Annotated in this window: 16 protein-coding genes; 10 read left to right on the forward strand and 6 right to left on the reverse strand. The window is 74.5% G+C overall.

Annotation, left to right across the window (positions count from 1 at the left end):
- Positions 1-45 precede the first annotated feature (45 nt).
- Positions 46-963, forward strand: a complete 918-nt coding sequence (gene metF, locus O7624_RS24375) for a methylenetetrahydrofolate reductase [NAD(P)H] (RefSeq protein ID WP_093401180.1) — start codon at positions 46-48, stop codon at positions 961-963.
- A gap of 43 nt (positions 964-1,006) precedes the next feature.
- Positions 1,007-1,696, forward strand: coding sequence for a CDP-alcohol phosphatidyltransferase family protein (locus tag O7624_RS24380; RefSeq protein WP_093401179.1), 690 nt, complete (start codon positions 1,007-1,009; stop codon positions 1,694-1,696).
- A gap of 1 nt (position 1,697) precedes the next feature.
- Here the strand turns inward: O7624_RS24380 and crtI are convergent, their stop codons facing one another.
- From crtI to O7624_RS24410, 6 genes are all read right to left on the reverse strand, one after another.
- Complete coding sequence (gene crtI / locus O7624_RS24385) at positions 1,698-3,185, reverse strand: phytoene desaturase family protein (RefSeq protein WP_282237403.1); 1,488 nt, start codon at positions 3,183-3,185, stop codon at positions 1,698-1,700.
- 18 nt (positions 3,186-3,203) lie between these two features.
- Complete coding sequence (locus O7624_RS24390; RefSeq protein ID WP_282237404.1) at positions 3,204-4,331, reverse strand: glycosyltransferase family A protein; 1,128 nt, start codon at positions 4,329-4,331, stop codon at positions 3,204-3,206.
- Positions 4,328-5,167: a carotenoid biosynthesis protein gene (locus tag O7624_RS24395; RefSeq protein WP_282237405.1), complete on the reverse strand. Its 840-nt coding sequence runs from the start codon at positions 5,165-5,167 to the stop codon at positions 4,328-4,330. Before O7624_RS24395 ends, O7624_RS24390 begins: the two co-directional genes overlap by 4 nt.
- The gene (locus tag O7624_RS24400) at positions 5,164-5,757 is read right to left on the reverse strand and encodes a GNAT family N-acetyltransferase (protein ID WP_282237406.1); all 594 of its coding nucleotides are present in this window, start codon (positions 5,755-5,757) and stop codon (positions 5,164-5,166) included. The genes O7624_RS24395 and O7624_RS24400 overlap by 4 nt, the downstream gene beginning before the upstream one ends.
- Positions 5,754-6,497, reverse strand: coding sequence for a monooxygenase (locus O7624_RS24405; protein WP_282237407.1), 744 nt, complete (start codon positions 6,495-6,497; stop codon positions 5,754-5,756). Before O7624_RS24405 ends, O7624_RS24400 begins: the two co-directional genes overlap by 4 nt.
- 76 nt (positions 6,498-6,573) lie before the next feature.
- Complete coding sequence (locus O7624_RS24410) at positions 6,574-7,062, reverse strand: YbaK/EbsC family protein (protein WP_093401558.1); 489 nt, start codon at positions 7,060-7,062, stop codon at positions 6,574-6,576.
- 572 nt (positions 7,063-7,634) lie between these two features.
- Between O7624_RS24410 and O7624_RS24415 the strand changes: the two genes are divergently transcribed.
- From O7624_RS24415 to O7624_RS24450, 8 genes are all read left to right on the forward strand, one after another.
- A complete protein-coding gene (locus O7624_RS24415; protein ID WP_093401173.1) occupies positions 7,635-8,084 on the forward strand; it encodes an SAV_6107 family HEPN domain-containing protein in 450 nt (149 codons plus the stop codon).
- Positions 8,085-8,215: 131 nt separating this feature from the next.
- On the forward strand, positions 8,216-8,941 hold the full coding sequence (locus O7624_RS24420; RefSeq protein ID WP_282237408.1) for a hypothetical protein: 726 nt from the start codon (positions 8,216-8,218) through the stop codon (positions 8,939-8,941).
- Positions 8,934-10,607: a DNA polymerase Y family protein gene (locus O7624_RS24425; RefSeq protein ID WP_282237409.1), complete on the forward strand. Its 1,674-nt coding sequence runs from the start codon at positions 8,934-8,936 to the stop codon at positions 10,605-10,607. The genes O7624_RS24420 and O7624_RS24425 overlap by 8 nt, the downstream gene beginning before the upstream one ends.
- 105 nt (positions 10,608-10,712) lie before the next feature.
- Positions 10,713-14,123, forward strand: a complete 3,411-nt coding sequence (locus O7624_RS24430; RefSeq protein WP_282237410.1) for an error-prone DNA polymerase — start codon at positions 10,713-10,715, stop codon at positions 14,121-14,123.
- 35 nt (positions 14,124-14,158) lie between these two features.
- Complete coding sequence (locus O7624_RS24435; protein ID WP_282240745.1) at positions 14,159-14,923, forward strand: methyltransferase domain-containing protein; 765 nt, start codon at positions 14,159-14,161, stop codon at positions 14,921-14,923.
- Positions 14,920-16,092 carry a nucleotide pyrophosphatase/phosphodiesterase family protein gene (locus O7624_RS24440; RefSeq protein WP_282237411.1) on the forward strand — a complete coding sequence of 391 codons (1,173 nt, stop codon included), beginning with the start codon at positions 14,920-14,922 and terminating at the stop codon, positions 16,090-16,092. Before O7624_RS24435 ends, O7624_RS24440 begins: the two co-directional genes overlap by 4 nt.
- A gap of 38 nt (positions 16,093-16,130) precedes the next feature.
- The gene (locus O7624_RS24445; RefSeq protein ID WP_282237412.1) at positions 16,131-17,390 is read left to right on the forward strand and encodes a DNA polymerase IV; all 1,260 of its coding nucleotides are present in this window, start codon (positions 16,131-16,133) and stop codon (positions 17,388-17,390) included.
- A gap of 115 nt (positions 17,391-17,505) precedes the next feature.
- Positions 17,506-17,901, forward strand: a complete 396-nt coding sequence (locus tag O7624_RS24450; RefSeq protein ID WP_093401169.1) for a DUF3040 domain-containing protein — start codon at positions 17,506-17,508, stop codon at positions 17,899-17,901.
- The last annotated feature ends 47 nt before the right edge of the window (positions 17,902-17,948 follow it).

Below are 17,948 nucleotides of genomic sequence, written 5' to 3' on the forward strand. Positions count from 1 at the left end.
GGGAAGCCGGTGGGGGTGTCCGGCCCGGCCCGCTAGAGTCGGTGCGTGGCGCTCGGTCTTCCCTCGGTCCTCCCGAATCCGCAACCGGCGATCGGAGAGCTGGTCCGCGACTGCCAGCCGACCTTCTCCTTCGAGTTCATGCCCCCGAAGACGGAGCAGGGCGAGCGGCAGTTGTGGCAGGCCATCCGCGAGCTGGAGCCCCTGCGTCCGTCCTTCGTCTCGATCACCTACGGTGCCGGCGGCTCGACCCGGGACACCACGGTCGCGGTCACCGAGCGCATCGCCACCGAGACCACCCTGCTGCCGATGGCCCACCTGACGGCGGTCAACCATTCCGTCGCCGAGTTGCGGCACGTGATCGGCCGGCTGGCCGGCGTCGGGGTGCGCAACGTGCTTGTGGTGCGCGGCGACCCGCCGGGCGATCCCACCGGCGAGTGGATCCCGCACCCCGACGGCGTGCACTACGCCGAGGATCTGGTCCGGCTGGTCCGTCACTCCGGCGACTTCAGCGTCGGTGTCGCCGCCTTCCCCTACCGGCATCCGCGCTCGCCGGATGTCGACACCGACACCGAGTACTTCATCCGCAAGTGCCGGGCCGGCGCGGATTTCGCGATCACTCAGATGTTCTTCGACGCTGACGAATATCTTCGGCTACGGGACCGGGTGGCCGCCGCCGGCTGCGACACCCCGATCCTGGCCGGGGTGATGCCGGTGACCCGGATCGGCACCATCGAGCGCTCCGTGCAGCTGTCCGGGGCACCCTTCCCGCCCGCGCTGGCCGCGCGGTTCGAGCGGGTCGCCGACGATCCGGAGGCGGTCCGCCGGCTCGGCATCGAGCAGACCAGCGAGATGTGTCTCCGGTTGCTCGACGAGGGGGTCCCGGGGATCCACTTCATCACCTTCAACCGGTCCACCGCGACCCGGGAGATATGGCAGAACCTGCGGGTGGGCGCCGAGACGTGACACCCGGCGCGCGACACCTCGGCGCTGTCGCGACGGTTGAACCGTGGTGGGCAGACAGCTGAACTGGAACGATTACGCCACGGCGTGGGCCCGGCTGCACGGCGGGTTCGATCCCCGGGCCGCCACTCCCGTGGTGCGTGGCTGGCTGCGCTTCTCCTACCACATCGGATTCCTGCTGGGCCGGTTACGGGTCGGCCCGACCGCGGTGACGGTGGTCGGGGTGTTGCTCTGTCTCTGCGTACCGCTGCTCGCGGTCCGACCGGGCGACGGGCCGTTCCTGGGCGCGTTGTTCGTGCTGCTCGCCTCGGTGGCCGACAGCGTCGACGGTGCGGTGGCCGTGGCCACCGGCCGCACCACCCGGCTCGGCTACGTCTACGACTCGTTGGCCGACCGGATCGGCGAGGCTGCCTGGCTGGTGGCGTTCTGGCTGGTCGGCGCGCCGGGGGCGCTGGTCGCCGCGGGTGGTGCGCTCTCCTGGCTGCACGAGTACGTCCGGGCCCGGGCGGTCGCCGCCGGGATGCGGGAGATCGGCGCGGTCACCGTGGGGGAGCGGCCCACCCGGGTCTGTGTGGCCGTGGCGGGGCTGCTGTTGGCCGGCCTGAGTGGACTGATCGAGGTGGACCTGGCCGCCGGCACCATCACCATGGCGACCGCGGTCTGGGTGCTGCTCGCCGCCTTCGGGCTGGGACAGCTGCTCTCCGCGGTGCGCCGGGCCCTGATCGACGCCGGCTGAGCTACCAGGCCGGGCCGATCGCCTCGGCGACGATCTGCGCGGAGAGGGTCACCATCGGCAGACCACCGCCGGGATGGCTGGAGCCGCCGACCAGCCAGAGTCCCCGGGCCGGTCCCCGGTTGGCCGGCCGGAGCAGGCCACCGGCCGTACCGTAGATGGTGCCGCCCGGTGCGCCGGTGGCGGCGGCCAGATCGGCCGGGGAGCGCACGTCGCGGAACACCAGCCGGTCGCGTACGTCCACGCCGCGTTCGGCAAGCACGTCGAGGATCCGATCGGCGTACGCCGGGGCCAGCCCCGGCCGACGCCAGTCGATCGCGCCCGGGGCGGTGCCCTGGCGGGCGGCGTTGACCAGCACGAACCACGCCTCGTGCCCGGCCGGGCGGACCGCCGGATCGTTCGCCACGGTGACGAAGACCGTCGGGTCGGCGGCCGGGCGGGCCCGCACCCCCCGTCCCGGGTCACCGAAGACCGCGTCGAACTCGGCGTCGTAGTGGCGCGGGAAGAAGACGTTGTGGTGGGCCAGCCCGGAGTCGCCGCGGACGCCGAGCAGCAGCACGAACCCGGCCAGGCTGCGGTCGGTGAGCCCGGCCAGCCGACGCGCGTCGGGCAGCAGGTCACGGTAGACGCTCAGCGCGTCGACGTTCGCCACCACCACGTCGGCCGGGACCGGAGTGGTCGAGTCGGCGACGCGTACCCCGTGCACCCGCCCGCCCACCGCGTCGATCCGGGTGACCGCGGTGCCGGTGCGCACCACCACCCCCAGGTCCAGACAGCGGGACAGCAACGCGTCGGCGAGGGTGCCCAGCCCGCCGCGCAGATACCAGCCGCCGAAGGCCAGCTCGGCGTAGGGGACCGCGACAAGCGCGGCGGGCGCCCGGCGCGGGTCGGCGCCGGTGTAGGTGGCGTACCGGTCCAGCAGCATCCGCAGTCGCGGATCGGAGATCAAACTGCGACCCAGCCCGCGCAGGCTCTGGCCGGGTCGGATCGCGGCCAGGTCGCCCAGCCGCCAGGCGAGCCGGGCCAGGTCGCGGGGGGAGTCGACGCGGCGGCGCAGGATGTCGCGTTCCGAGGCCCGCCACACCCGGGCGGCGCGCCGCCACAACCGCTGCCAGTCGCCGGCGGCCCGGTCACCGAGGGCCACGCCGATCCGGTCGGTGAACTCGGCCGGGTCGGCGCAGGAGTCGAGCACCGGACCGCCGCCGGGGAAGACGTGCCGCACGATCGGGTCCAGCGGCACCAGGTCGAGGTACTCGTCGAGCTTCGCCCCGGTCGCCTCGAACAGCTCGTGGAAGACCTGGGGCAGGGTGAGCAGGCTGGGGCCGGTGTCGAAGTGGAACGCGCCCTCGGGAGTGTCCCGGCGGTGCCGGCCGAGTTTGCCGCCGACCTCATCGGCACGTTCGAGGACTGTCACCTGGTGTCCGGTGACGGCCAGCCGGGCGGCGGCGGCCAGCCCACCCACGCCGGCGCCGATGACCACGATCCGCGCCATGCCGCGTCCTCCCAGGCTCTAACCCACCGGACGGCCACGCCAGGACAGGCGTCGCCGCTTGCGCAGATGGTACGACCGCAGGGTCAGCCAACCGAGGACCGCGACCGACACGGGATGGCCCAGCGCGTCGGGCCAGGCCCGGCCACCGGTGGCCCGGGCACTGACCATCCGCCCGGCCACCCCCGCCAGGTAGGCGCCCACTGCGACCCCGGCCACCGTCGGCGCACCGGCGAGCAGCGCCGCGACGGCCACCAGCGGCGGCGCGGTGTAGAGCGCCAGCAGCACGGTCAGCACCACGGCTGCGGCGCTCGGGTGCCCGAACGAGGCCCACAACGACTTGGTGTAGCCGTCACGCAGTTGCGGCCAGTCCTCGTACATCCGGCAACTGGCCAGCCGGGAGCCGTCGGCGAGGGCGATCCGGCCGCCGGCCCGCTTCACCGCCCGGCCCAGCTCGATGTCCTCCAGCACCTTGTCGGCGACCGCCGCGTGCCCGCCGGCCCGCAGGTAACCGGTTCGGTCGACGACCAGGAACTGCCCGCCGGCCGCGGCCAGCGACGGTCGCGGCGAACGCTCCATCGCCCGCAGCGGCAGGAAGGTCAGCCACAGCCACTGCAACAGCGGCTGCACCAGCCGGTCGGCCGCCGTCCGCACCACGATCCGTGGGTACGGCGACAGCAGTGTCGCCCCGGCGGCGCGCAGTTCGGTGACCGCCGCCGCCACGGCGTACGGTTCGAGCACCACGTCGGCGTCGACGAAGACCAGTGCGTCGGTCGGGTCCTCGACCCGGGTGGCCAGCTGCCAGCAGGCGTGCGGTTTGCCCAGCCAGCCCGGCGGGGGGTTCACCCCGGTGAGCAGGGTGACCCGGGGGTCGTCGGCGACCACCGCGCGGACCACCTCGGCGGTGCCGTCGACCGAGCCGTCGTCGAGCACCACGACGCGCAGCCGGGGCACTCCCCGCTGGGCGAGCAGGGCGCGCAGGCACGGGGTGACCCGGTCGGCCTCGTCGCGCAGCGGCAGCAGCACCGCCACCGTCTCGTTGATCTCCACCGGCCGGTCGGTCGGCCGGCGCAGCCAGCGGCCCGCGTTGACCACGGTGTGCGCGGTCAGCACGGTGACACCGAGCAGCAGAACCAGCGCGGCGATCATGCCGCCACGTCGACCGGGGAGCGTGGCGAACCGGTGGCCCGGTCGCGGGTCCGCCGGGCCCGCAGCAGGGTGACGGCCAGCGGTACGGCGACCACCGCCATGCCGGCCGCGCCCCACACCGCCGAGGCGGGCAGGTCGAGGAAGACGGCGTGGGCGAGCACGCTGGAGCCGTACGTCCACAGGTAGAGCGCGTACATCGGCTGGTCGCCGGTGCCGGTGGTGGCCACGCTGGGCCCGGCGAGCGGGCGCAGCGCGGTCATCATCAGCACCGCGAACAGCAGCCAGCCCAGGTAGTTGCTGACCGGGATGCCGGGCAACCCGGGCAGGGCCGGCGTGGCATCCCGCCACACCCAGTGCCCCTCGGTCACCATCTGCGGGTCGAGGAAGAGATCCCAGGCGGCCAACCCGACGGTGGCCAGCGCGATGCGGCCGGGCCAGCGCCACCGACCGGACGACCCGCCGGTGAGCCGGGTGGCCGCCAACCAGGCCGGCCAGGCCATCCAGGTCCAGGCCAGCGGGATGATCAGCGGTACGCCGGCCAGTTTCGGGCCGAGTTGGCCGGAGTAGTCGTAGCTGCCGAACGGGAAGCCGGTGGCCACGCCGAGCGCCTCGATGGCGAACCCGCCGCCGGTGGCCACCGCGACAAGCGCCGTCGCCGCCCGTGGCCCCCGGGTGACCAGGGCGTGACCGACCGAGAGCAGGTAGCCGAGCACGACGGTGGCCACGGTCAGCCGGGCCCGGGTGACTCCGCCGGTCAGCGGGTAGCAGATCTGCGCCAGTACCAGCAGGGCCAGCAACGTCCAGGCGTAGCCGCGGGCGGGTGCGCGTGCGGTCATGACCGGGTGGGCGGTGGGGTCGGCATCGACGGTGGTGGCGTCGGTCCCGGCGCGGGCAGCGGCAGATCCCGGCCGAGCACCCCGAACGGGCGTTCGTCGCCGGGGAAACGGAAGTCGCGCAGCACGTCGACGAAGCCGAACCGGCGGTACAGCCGCCAGGCGCGCGAGGTCTGCTCGTCGGCCTCCGGAGTGGACAGCAGGGTGGTGGCGTTCTCGGCCATGGTGAGCAGGGCCCGCAGTTGCCCGGCGCCCAGCCCGTGCCCCTGGGCCGGTGGCCGCACGTGCAACTCGACCACCTCGAAGCAGTCGGTCAGCCAGCGCCGCCGGGTGGGCTGGTCCAGTGCCCGCCAGACCTGGTCGTGCCACCACTGTCCGGCGGCGCCGACGTAGCCGTACCCGAACCCGGCCAGGTGGCCGGAGCTGGTGAGGCTGGCCACGGCGCGGAAGCCGGGCCGACGTACGTGGGTGGCGATGTAGCCGCGGCGGGCCTCCAGCAGGTCGGCGCGGTAACCCATCGCCTCGCCGTAGACGGCCACCACGTCGTCCAGTCGCCGGAGGAGATCGTCAGGTGTCCACCGCACCAACCTCATGCCCGTTCACCCTTCGCCGGGTCACCGTCGTCGGTGACCCACCCCAGTACCGTCCGGTCGCCGACCACGTCCCGCACCTCGAATCGGGCGAAGAGTTCCTCCGCGTACCACCGCTGGGTCTCCGTCCGGGTGATCGCGGCCCGGTGCTGCGGGTGACGGTACGCGAACGCCACGAGATCCGCCGGATCACGCCACACGCTCACCGTGCCCTGCCAGCCCAGGGGCGCCTCGCCGACGCCGAAGCGGGCCAGCAGCCCCGGTGCGGCGTGCAGGGCCGCGGCCACCGGCGGGACCGCCCGCCAGAAGGTGAGCGCCCGGGTCGGACGTAGCCGCGCCCGGGTCAGCGCCAGCACCGGACCGGTGACCCGGCCACCGGCGGGCGCACCGAACGGCCGCCGGCCGGACCACTCACCCCGGCTGGTCAACGGTCGCAGGTCGAGCCGGACGCCCGCGCGGGCGAGACCGGACCAGGCCCGCGCCACCGGCGAGTCGGCGAACCGGGCGGCCGCGGCGGGGGAGTCCCAGACCGTCAGCGCCGCCCACCGGGTCAGGTCCGCGTCGCCCGGCCCGAAGCCGGTGCCGGTCCCGGTGCCGAGCAGCTTGCCGAACCGTACGCCGGGCAGGGCACGCAGCCGGCGCGGGTCGACCGCCATCCGGGGCAGCGCCCGGCCCACGGCGGCCGGCGCGATCCGCCACACGTGCAGGGTGACCAGCTCGGGGACGCTCTCCGGGTGCCTCACGCCGCCACCTCGCTGCGCTCGCCGCCGGCACGGGGCACCACTGTGCTGTGCCTGATGGTTCGCTCGCTTCGCTCGTTCACGCCACGTCGGTCGGGGTCCCGCCGGTGACCCGGAGCAGTTCGGCGTACGTGGTGGGGAAGACCGCCTGCGGTACGCCGCCGGCGGCCCAGATCTCGTCGTACTTGTCCAGGGCGGTGTCGACGAGCGTGCGCAGCGGCTGCGGGTGGCCCACCGGGGCGACCCCGCCGATCACCTGCCCGGTGTGTTCCTTGACGAACTGCGGGGTGGCCCGGCGCAGCCGGGTGACGGCGAGCCGGGTGGCCAGCGCGGTGGTGTCCACCCGGTGCGCGCCGGAGGTGAGCACCAGCAGCGGGGCCCCGTCGGCGTCGAAGACGAGCGAGTTGGCGATGGCGCCGACGTCGACGCCGAGCGCCTCGGCAGCCGCGGCGGCGGTGTGTACGGCGTCGGGCAGCAGGCGGACCGTGGCGGGCGCGTCGGAGCCGTTCCGGGCGTTCGCGGCATCGAGCGCGTCCTGCACCGCCCGGACGTTCGGGTGTGACTGCATGCCGCCATTCTTCCCGGTACGCGGACCGCCCGCGCCACCGGCCACGTCACCCCGGGAGTCGGCGCGCAGCGATCACCAGATCGTCCCCGGGTTGCCGCATCTCGCGGTATCCGGTGCCGGTGAAGCCGCGAGTCGCGGCGTCCTGCGCGACGCTGCCGATCCGAGCGATGTTGTTGGCGCGTCACACGTTGCGTTTTCGTCGGTGGGAGGGTGTACTGTCAGCAGCAGTTAGAACGAGTGTTCGATTGCCTCGAACGTTCGTTCCAACCCCTCTCGGGGGCGGGTGTTTCGCGGCACCGGCTTCCGACAGGTGCGGTGCCGCGGACCGCACCTGGGCTCCGGGCAGTCGCGAGTCCGGGCCCGTCAGGCAGGCCGTCGTCCGCCGCCCAACGACCCCCGGGCGGCGGACGACGGACCCGCCGGTACGCCGGCCGGGTGTGGTGTGGGGAAGCTCCGCACCCGGCCGGCCACCCACCTGGTGCGTCTTCCTCCGCACCGACCGTCGCGGGTTGCCGCGTCGACGGCTCCACTCCGTCGCGCGCCTGCCCGCCCCGGCTCATCTGGAGGAGACCATGCCGACCAGTCCGGCTCAGGCGCCGACGGTGCCCGCGAACGTGCTGCCGCACCGTACTCCCGTCCAGTTGCTCGCGGTGGCCCGGCAGGGGCTCGCCGAGGCGGCCCGGACCGGCCCCGATGGCCTCCGGTATGCCGCCGCACATCTCGCAGCCCTGCGTGCCGCCGCGGCGGTGCTCGCCGCCCGCGCCCGTCCCGCGCCCACCCGACGCCACCGGATCACCAGCGTCTGGGTCCTGCTCGCCAGTGTCGCCCCCGAGCTCGACGAGTGGGCCGGCTACTTCGCCCTCGGCGCCGGCAAACGAGCCGCCGCCGAGGCCGGTATTCCCCGGGTGGTGACCGCCCGGGAGGCCGATGACCTGCTCCGCGCCGCCGAGGAGTTCGTGACGGTGGTGGAGGCGGCACTCGGCCTGGCGCACCAGCCGGCGATCGACGGTCTCGCCGCCTGAGCCGCGGCGTCCGGCCACCGTTGGCGGGACCCTAGGGTGGCCGGACGCCGCCCCGCCACACACACGTTCTTCTGATCCACGACAGCACCATCCACGGGCCGGATGTCCGTGGCGATGACGGGGGAGGTCCGATGGCGGGCCGCATGGTGGTCGGTTCCGCCGCGCTGGCCGGGCTGGTCCGCCCGGCCAGCGCACCCGACCCGGCGGGTGGGCACCGGGTACTGCCCGTGCGGCCCGAGTTGACCGGGTTGCTGCCCAACCGGGGGCTGCGGCGCGGCAGCACCATCGCGGTCGGTGGCGGGCAGACCCGATCCAGCGGCACCACCTCGTTGTTGCTCGCGCTGCTCGCCGAGGCGTCCCGCGCCGGATCCTGGTGCGCCGTGGTCGGGATGCCGACCTTCGGGGCCGGGGCGGCAGCCGAGGCCGGCCTCGTCCTGGACCGGCTCGCCCTGGTGCCGCAGCCCGGTCCGGAGTGGCCCACCGTCGTCGCCGCGCTCATCGACGGGGTCGACGTGGTGGTCACCGCGGTCCCGTCCACCGTCTCCGCCTCCGTCGCCGACCGGTTGGCCGCACGGGCCCGGCAACGCGGCAGCGTGCTGGTGCCGTACGGCCGGTGGGACGGCGCGGACGTGACGCTCCAGGTGGTCCGTGGGATCTGGCAGGGGCTCGGGTCGGGGCGGGGGCGGTTGCGTCGCCGGGAGGTGACCATCTCGGCTCGCGGGCGGGGCGCCGCCGCCCGACCCCGGGAGGCCAAGGTCTGGTTGCCCGGTGACGAGCTGGCCCGGGTCGTCCCCGGCCCGGCCGCCGCCGCTCGGTCGGGTGCCACGCGTCTGCGGGTGGTGGCGGGCCGTGGATGAACCGGTCCGGACACTGCTGCTGTGGTGCCCGGACTGGCCGGTACTCGCCGCCGAGATCGTCGACGGGGTGCCCGCCACCGGGTCGGTCGCGGTGCTGCACGCCAACCGGGTGATCGCCTGTTCCGAGCGAGCCCGCGCCGAGGGGGTACGCCGAGGGTTGCGTCGGCGGGAGGCACAGGGACGCTGCCCCGGGCTCACCGTCGTCGACCACGATCCGGGGCGGGACGCCCGGGCGTTCGAGCCGGTGGTGGCCGCTGTCGAGGAGGTGGCGGTCGGGGTCGAGGTGATCCGCCCGGGGGCCTGCGCGTTGGCCGCCCGGGGGCCGAGCCGCTATCTGGGTGGTGAGGAGGCGGCCGCCGAGCGAATCGTCGAGCACGTCGCCCTCAGCTGCGCGGTGGAGAGCCAGGTCGGTGTCGCCGCCGGGGTCTTCGCCGCCGGCCTGGCCGCCCGTGAGGGGCGGATCGTGCCGCCCGGCGGGACACCGGAATTCCTGGCCGGTCAGCCCGTCGAGGCGCTCGGCCGCCCCGCCCTGGCCGACCTGCTGCGCCGTCTGGGGGTGCGTACGCTCGGCGACTTCGCCGCGCTGCCCGCTGGTGACGTGCTGGCCCGGTTCGGCTTCGACGGGGCGCTGGCCCATCGGCTGGCCGCCGGACGGGACGACCGGCCGCTCGCGGCGCGGCGCCCACCGGTCGACCTGACGGTCACCGCCGACCTGGACGAGCCGATCGACCGGGTCGACGTGGCGGCCTTCGCGGCCCGGACACTGGCCGAGCAGCTGCACGAACGGCTCGCCGGACACGGACTGGCCTGCACCCGCCTGGGCATCGAGGCGGTAACCGCGCACGGCCAGGAACTGCACCGGGTCTGGCGGCACGACGGGCTGCTCACCGCGGCGGCGATCGCCGACCGGGTCCGCTGGCAACTGGACGGCTGGCTCTCCGGTGCCCGTCGCGGCGGTGACCGGCCGGCCCGTCCCACTGCCGGGATCGTCCGGCTGCGGCTGCTGCCGGACGGGGTGCTGGCCCAGGCCGGCCTGCAACCCGGGCTGTGGGGGGAGACCGGCGCGGAACGCGAGCGGGCACACCGTGCGCTGAGCCGGGTGCAGGGCCTGCTCGGTCCCGAGGCGGTGGTCACCGCGGTGCTCGGTGGCGGGCGGTCCCCGGCCGACCAGACCCGGCTGGTGCCCTGGGGCGACGAACGACTCCCGGCCCGTCCCGGTGGACGGCGGGTGGGTTCCGGGCCGGCGGTACCGCCCTGGCCGGGGCGACTACCGCCGCCCTCGCCGGCCGTGGTGCTGCCCAGCCCGCTCGCCGCCAGCGTGCTCGACGCCACCGGCGCGCCGGTCGTGGTGAGCGCCCGGCTGGCGGTGAGCGCCCCACCGGCCCGACTGAGCATCGGCACGATGCCGCCGCAGCTCGCCGGCCCCACTCCCGCCCCGGGTTCCGCCCCTTCGGCCACCCCCTCTTCGGCCGCTGCCCTCCGTGGTGGCACGGTCGGGTGGGTCGAGATCGTCGGTTGGGCCGGTCCGTGGCCGGTCGACGAGCGGTGGTGGGCCCCGGCCGAGGCCCGCCGTCGAGCCCGGTTCCAGGTCCGCCTCGCCGACGGCACCGCCCTGCTGCTCGCCGTCGAGTCCGGCCGGTGGCTCGTGGAGGCGATCTATGACTGACGGGGCACCCGGACCGGCGGGCTTCACCAGTTGCGGTATGCCGGGGCATCCGGGCCGGTCGAGGGCACGAGATGCGGCGTCCTGCGCGACGGCGAGGTGGCGGCGGTGAGTTTCCACAACCCCCGGTTGCCGTGGTCGGAGTTGGAGCGGGTGCTCTCCGGGCGGCCGGGCGGCGGCGGGCAGGGCAGCGGCGGCGGAAAGGGCAGCGGCGGGGGCGGGAAGGGCGACGGTGCGGGGCGGCACCTGCACGTGGTGGATCCGCTGGCGGTCGACGCCGACGGGGGCGACTCGCCGGCCTGGAGCCGACGGCGGGAGCACTACCGGCCGCCGGAGCTGACCCGGCCCGACGACGTGCCGCCGTACGCCGAACTGCACGCGCACACCAACTTCAGCTTCCTCGACGGTGCCAGCCACCCCGAGGAACTGGCCGAGGAGGCCGTCCGGTTGGGGCTCACCGCGCTCGCCGTCACCGACCACGACGGTTTCTACGGTGTGGTGCGGTTCGCCGAGGCGGCCCGCGCGCTGGGTCTGCCGACGATCTTCGGAGCGGAGCTGTCCCTCGGCCTGCCCGGCCCGCAGAACGGCGTACCCGATCCGCACGGCCACCACCTGCTGCTGCTGGCCCACGGCCACGAGGGGTACGCCCGGCTGGCCGCGACCATCGCCCGCGCCCAGCTACGCGGCGGTGAGAAGGGCCGCCCGGTCTACGGCGAGCTGGAGGAGATCGCCGCCGACCTGCGCGACCACGTGCTGGTGCTCACCGGCTGCCGCAAGGGGCACGTGCCGGCCGCCCTGCTCACCGAGGGAGTCGACGCGGCGGCCCGCGAGCTGGACCGGCTCACCGCGCTGTTCGGCGCGGAGACGGTGGCGGTGGAGTTGACCGACCACGGGCATCCGATCGACGGCGACCGCAACGACGCCCTGGCCGAGCTGGCGGCCGCCGCCGGCCTGCCCACGGTGGCCACGAACAACGTGCACTACGCGACTCCGGGGCGGCGTCGACTGGCCACCACCCTCGCGGCCGTCCGGGCCCGGCGCAGCCTGGACGAGATCGACGGCTGGCTGCCCGCGGCAGGCACCGCCCATCTGCGCGACGGCGCCGAGATGGCGGCCCGGTTCGCCGCGTACCCGGGTGCGGTGGCCCGGGCTGCCGAGTTCGGCGCCGAGCTGGCCTTCGATCTCCAGCTCGTCGCACCGCAGCTGCCGGCGTACCCGGTGCCGCCGGGGCACAACGAGATGAGTTGGCTGCGCCACCTCACCGAGCAGGGCGCGCGGGAGCGCTACGGCCCGCGCGCGGCACACCCGCAGGCGTACGCGCAACTCGACCACGAGCTGAACATGATCGAAGAGTTGGGCTTCCCCGGCTACTTCCTGGTGGTGTACGACATCGTCGACTTCTGCCGGCGGGCGGACATCTACTGCCAGGGTCGGGGTTCGGCGGCGAACTCGGCGGTCTGCTACGCGCTGCGGATCACAAACGTGGACGCGGTCCGGCATCGGCTGCTGTTCGAACGCTTCCTGGCACCCGAGCGCGACGGGCCGCCCGACATCGACGTGGACATCGAGTCAGACCGCCGGGAGGAGGTCATCCAGCACGTCTACGCCCGCTACGGCCGGGAGCACACCGCCCAGGTGGCCAACGTGATCTCCTACCGGCCCCGCTCGGCGGTGCGGGACGTGGCCAAGGCGTTCGGCTTCCCACCCGGCCAGCAGGACGCGTGGAGCAAGCAGATCGACCGCTGGGGCGACGTGGCCACGGTGGACGTGCCGGAGATCCCCGAGCAGGTGGTCGCGTACGCCAACGAGCTCCAGACGTTCCCCCGGCACCTGGGCATCCACTCCGGCGGCATGGTGATCTGCGACCGGCCGGTGATCGAGGTCTGCCCGGTGGAGTGGGGGCGGATGCCCGGCCGCAGCGTGCTCCAGTGGGACAAGGACGACTGCGCCGCCGTCGGCCTGGTCAAGTTCGACCTGCTCGGCCTCGGCATGCTGTCGGCGTTGCACTACGGCTACGACATGATCGGGATGAGCCTGGATCTCGGCGACATGACGCTTGACGACCCCGAGGTCTACGACATGCTCTGCCGCGCTGACTCGGTAGGGGTGTTCCAGGTGGAGAGCCGGGCCCAGATGGCCACCCTGCCCCGGCTGCGGCCCCGCGAGTTCTACGACCTGGTGGTCGAGGTGGCGCTGATCCGGCCCGGGCCGATCCAGGGCGGCTCGGTGCACCCGTACATCCGGCGCAAGAACGGCCAGGAGCCGGTGACCTTCGCGCATCCGCTGATGCGCAACGCGCTGGAGAAGACCCTCGGCGTGCCGTTGTTCCAGGAGCAGCTGATGCAGCTCGCCATCGACCTGGCCGGCTTCGACGCGGCCGAGGCCGACCAGTTGCGCCGGGCGATGGGCGCCAAACGGTCGGTGCAGCGGATGGAGCAGATCGCCGACCGGCTCTACCGGGGCATGGCGGAGCGCGGCATCACCGGCGAACTGGCCGACGACGTCTACCGCAAGCTCACCGCGTTCGCCAGCTACGGCTTCCCGGAGAGCCACGCGATGAGCTTCGCCTACCTGGTCTACGCCAGCTCCTGGCTGAAGCGCTATCACCCCGGTCCGTTCCTGGCCGCGCTGCTGAGCGCCCAGCCGATGGGCTTCTACTCGCCGCAGACCCTGGTCGACGACGCCCGCCGGCACGGCGTGGAGGTACGCCGACCGGACGTCAACGCCAGCGACGCGAAGCCGGTACTGGAATCCACCCCGGACACCCGCTGGGGCAGCCGGGCGGGGGAACCGCCGCACGCCTGGGGGCTGGGCGGCCCGGCGGTCCGGCTCGGGCTGTCCAGCGTGCGTACCCTCGGCGACGGGGTGGCCGAGCGGATCGAGGCCGAGCGGGCGGCGAACGGCCCGTACCGCGACATGCCGGAGCTGGCCCGGCGGGTGGGTCTGACCGCCGCGCAGTTGGAGGCGCTGGCCACCGCGGACGCCTTCGCCTGTTTCGGCCTGACCCGGCGGCAGGCGCTCTGGGCGGCCGGCGCGGCGGCCCAGGAGCGGCCCGGTCGGCTGCCCGGCACGGTGACCGGTACGGCGGCGCCCGTGCTGCCCGGGATGGAGGAGGTGGACCGGCTGGTCGCCGACGTCTGGGCCACCGGGTTGTCGCCGGAGAACCATCCGGCCCGGTTCATCCGGCCGCAGCTGGACGCCGTGGGCGCGGTGCCGATCGACAGGTTGGGCCGGGTGGAGCCGGGACGGCGGATCCGGGTCGGCGGGATCGTCACCCACCGGCAGCGGCCGGCGACCGCCGGTGGGGTCACCTTCCTCAACCTGGAGGACGAGACCGGCATGCTCAACGTCACCTGCTCGCCCGGCCTGTGGCAGCGGCATCGACGGGTGGCCCGCACCAGCACGGCGTTGGTGGTGCGGGGCCGGCTACAGCGGCACGAGGGGGTGGTCAACCTGGTCGCCGACCGGCTGGACCCGATCGAAGCACCGGTCCGCCCCACCTCCCGTGACTTCCGTTGACAGCCGCAGGTGCCCCCCTGGCGATCTGTTCCCGGCTGACTAGGCTCGACCGGGTGGAACAGACCCCAGGCCCGGCTGGGCCGCCGCTCACCCCCCGTACCGCCGTGGTCTGGTCGGTGCTGCGCGCCGAGCTGGACCGCCGGCCGGCCGCCGAGCTGACCGTGCTGGACGTGGGCGGTGGCACCGGCGGCTTCGCGGTGCCGCTGGCCCGGGCCGGCCACCGGGTGACAGTGGTCGACGCCAGTCCCGACGCGCTCGCCGCGCTCAGCCGCCGCGCCGCGGAGGCCGGGGTCGCCGGGCGGGTACGCGCGGTGCAGGGCGACGCTGACGCGTTGGCCGGCCTGATCGAGCCGGCAAGCGTGGACCTGGTGCTCTGCCACGCCGTGTTGGAGGTCGTCGACGACCCGGCGCCCGTGGTGTCCGCGCTGGTCGGCGTGCTGCGACCGGGCGGCGCGGCGAGCGTGCTGGTCGCCGGGCGGGCCGCCGCGGTGCTCGGCCGGGCGATGAACGGGCACCTCGACGTGGCCGCGATCCTGGCCGCCGATCCGACCGGCGCGGCCGGCGCCCGGGACACCCTGCGCCGCCGCTTCGACGTCGAGAGCGCCGCCGCGCTGCTGGCCGCCGCCGGGCTCACCGTCGAGGAGATCCACGGCGTACGCGTCCTGGCCGACCTGCTGCCCGCGGCGGTGGCGGACGGTCAGGCCGCTGCCCTGGTCGAGTTGGAGCGGACGCTGGCCGCGCAACCACCCTGGCGGGACGTCGCGGCCCAGCTGCACCTGTTCGCCCGCCGCCCGGCATGACCGGCCTGATCGGTCGGGCCCGACCGCTGGAGGTCGTCGCGCCGGGATACGGCGGTGGGAGCCTCGCAGACGTGCTGCCCAGCGCGCTGGCCGTGCTCGGTGTCCCCGGCGCCACGGACCCGCTCGGCCTCGCCGCCGAACTGCCGGAGGTACGCCGGATCGCGGTGCTGCTTGTCGACGGCCTCGGCTGGTACCAGATCCCGACCGCCGCGCCGTACGCGCCGACGCTCACCGGGCTGACCGCCGCGGCCGGCCGACCGCTCACCTCCGGTTTTCCCTCCACCACCCCGACCAGCCTGGTCACCCTGGGCACCGGTGTGGCGCCCGGTGCGCACGGGGTGCTCGGCTTCACCGTGTGCGTTCCGGGCACCGAGCGCGTGCTCAACCACATCGAGTGGCGCGACGGCGATCCCGACCCGCTGCGCTGGCAACCGGTCCCCACCCAGTTGGAACGGGCGCGGGCGGCGGGTGTGGCGGTGACCGTGGTGAGCCGGCCGGAGTTCGGCGGTACCGGCCTGACCCTGGCCGCGAACCGGGGCGGTGACTACCGGGGCGCGGCCGGGGTCGACGCGGTGGCCGCCACCACGCTGGCGGCGCTGACCGCCGGACCCGGTCCGACTCTCGTCTCCGCCTACCACCCGGACGTCGACCGCCACGGTCACCTCAGCGGCGTCGACTCGTTGCCGTGGCGGGTGGCGGTGACCGAGTTGGACGGGTTGCTGGCCCGGTTGCTGGACGGGTTGCCGCCCGACGCGGCGCTGCTGGTCACCGCCGATCACGGGCAGCTCGACATTCCCGCCGGGGACCGGTTCGACCTGGACACCGATCCCCGGTTGACCGACGGGGTGCGGGTGGTGGCGGGCGAGCCCCGGGTGCGCTACCTGCATGTCACGCCGGGGGCCACCGCCGACGTGGTGGCGGCCTGGTCGGCCGTGCTCGGCACCGCCGCCCGGGTGCTGACCCGCGAGGAGGCGGTGGCCAGTGGCCGGTTCGGGCCGGTGGCCACCGACCACCTGGACCGGATCGGCGATGTGGTGGTGGTCTGCAACGACACGTACGCCGTGCTGGCCAGTCGGTCGGAGCCGCCGATGGTGTCCCGGTTGGTGGCCTTCCACGGCGCGGACACCGCAGCCGAGATGACCATTCCGCTGCTGGTGGTGCGGGGCTGACCGGCCGGAATGTCACTCCCGCGGGCTAACCTGCGCGGGTGGGCCGCAGCCAGTCGCTACCCCGGGGCGGTGATCCCCGGTTCGGGCCCGGCGCCGACGACGCCGGGTGCCCGATCCTGCACGTCGACATGGACGCCTTCTACGCCTCGGTGGAGGTCCGTCACCGCCCCGAGCTGCGCGGCCGGGCCGTCGTGGTCGGCGGGGTCGGTCCCCGCGGCGTGGTCAGTTCGGCCAGCTACGAGGCCCGACGGTACGGCGTTCGCAGCGCCATGCCCACGATGCGGGCCCGTGCCCTCTGCCCGCACGCGGTCTTTCTCGCCCCCGACTTCGCCAGCTACTCGGCGGCATCGCGGGCGGTCATGCAGATCTTCCGTGACGTCACGCCGCTGGTCGAGCCGCTCTCGCTGGACGAGGCCTTCCTCGACGTCGCAGGTGCCCGGCGACTGTTCGGTAGGCCGGCGACGATCGCCCGTCGCATCCGCGAGCGGGTCGCCGAGGAGCAGGGGCTGACCTGCTCGGTCGGGGTCGCGCCGAGCAAGTTCGTGGCCAAGCTCGGCTCGACCCGGGCGAAGCCCGACGGTCTGCTCGTGGTGCCGGCCGACCGGGTGCTCGAGTTCCTCCACCCGCTACCGGTCGCCGCGCTGTGGGGGGTGGGGGAGCGTTCCGAGCAGGCCCTGCTGCGACTCGGTCTGCGTACCGTCGGCGACCTCGCGCAGGCGCCGCTGGGCATGCTGCGGACCGCGCTCGGCGAGGCGGCCGCCGCGCACCTGCACGAGCTGTCCTGGGGCCGTGACCCGCGCCGGGTCAGCCCGGAGCAGGCCGAGAAGTCGATCGGCGCGGAGGTCACCTTCGACGTGGATGTCGACGATCCGGCCGAGATCCGTCGTACGCTGCTGGCCCTGGCCGAGAAGGTCGGCGCCCGGTTACGAGCCAGCGGGCAGGTGGGGCGGACGGTCTCGCTCAAGGTGCGGACCGCCGACTTCCGCACGGTGAGCCGGGCACGCACCCTGGACGTGCCCACCGACGTGGCTCGGGAGATGTTCGACACGTCCTGGGCGCTCTACACCGCGCTGGATCCAGGTGAGCGGATTCGCCTGCTCGGTGTCCGGGCGGAAGGATTGACCGCGGCGGACCAGACGCCGCAGCAACTCGCCCTCGGCCAGCCGGAGCGGGGCTGGCGGGAGGCGGAGGTGGCGGCCGACGCGGCGGCTGCCCGTTTCGGGCGGTCCGTCATAGGACCGGCCAGTCTTCTCACCGGGCGCTATCCCCGACGAAATGAAAATCCGACCCGGCCGTAGGTCGTCCCGCTTTCCGACGCGCGAGGGCCCTCGTAGACTTGCGGGTAAGCAGCCGGTTGGCTGCCACGGTCTGTCGGTCCGACCGGACCGACCAACGTGACCGGGGAGGAGTGCCGTGCCGCTCTCGGAGCACGAGCAGCGGCTGTTCGAGCAGATCGAGCGGTCGCTTGCCGAGGACCCCAAGTTCGCCTCGGCGGTGCGCGCCAGCGATCCGCGCTTCCACGCGCGGCGTCGCCTGCTCGTCGCTGCCGGCCTGATCATCGCTGGCCTGGCGTTGCTGGTCTATGGCGCGGTGATCAAGACTCCGCCGCTGGCAGTGGCGGGATTCGTTGTCATGTTGGCCTCGGCCGCGTTCGCGGTGCAGTCGCACCGTCGGGCGCAGTCACCCGACCTGCACGTCGTCGGGGGCACGGCGAGTCGTCGCCGGCCCCGAGGCCGTGCCGGCCGGAGGTCGGGTTTCCTCGACCGGATGGAGGACCGGTGGCGGCAGCGCCCGGAGGGGCACCGCTGACCCCGTTCCACCGTAGACGAGGAAGCACGTCACCCCGGGCCGACCGC

Source organism: Verrucosispora sp. WMMD1129, assembly GCF_029581255.1.
GTDB classification, from domain to species: Bacteria; Actinomycetota; Actinomycetes; order Mycobacteriales; family Micromonosporaceae; genus Micromonospora; species Micromonospora sediminimaris.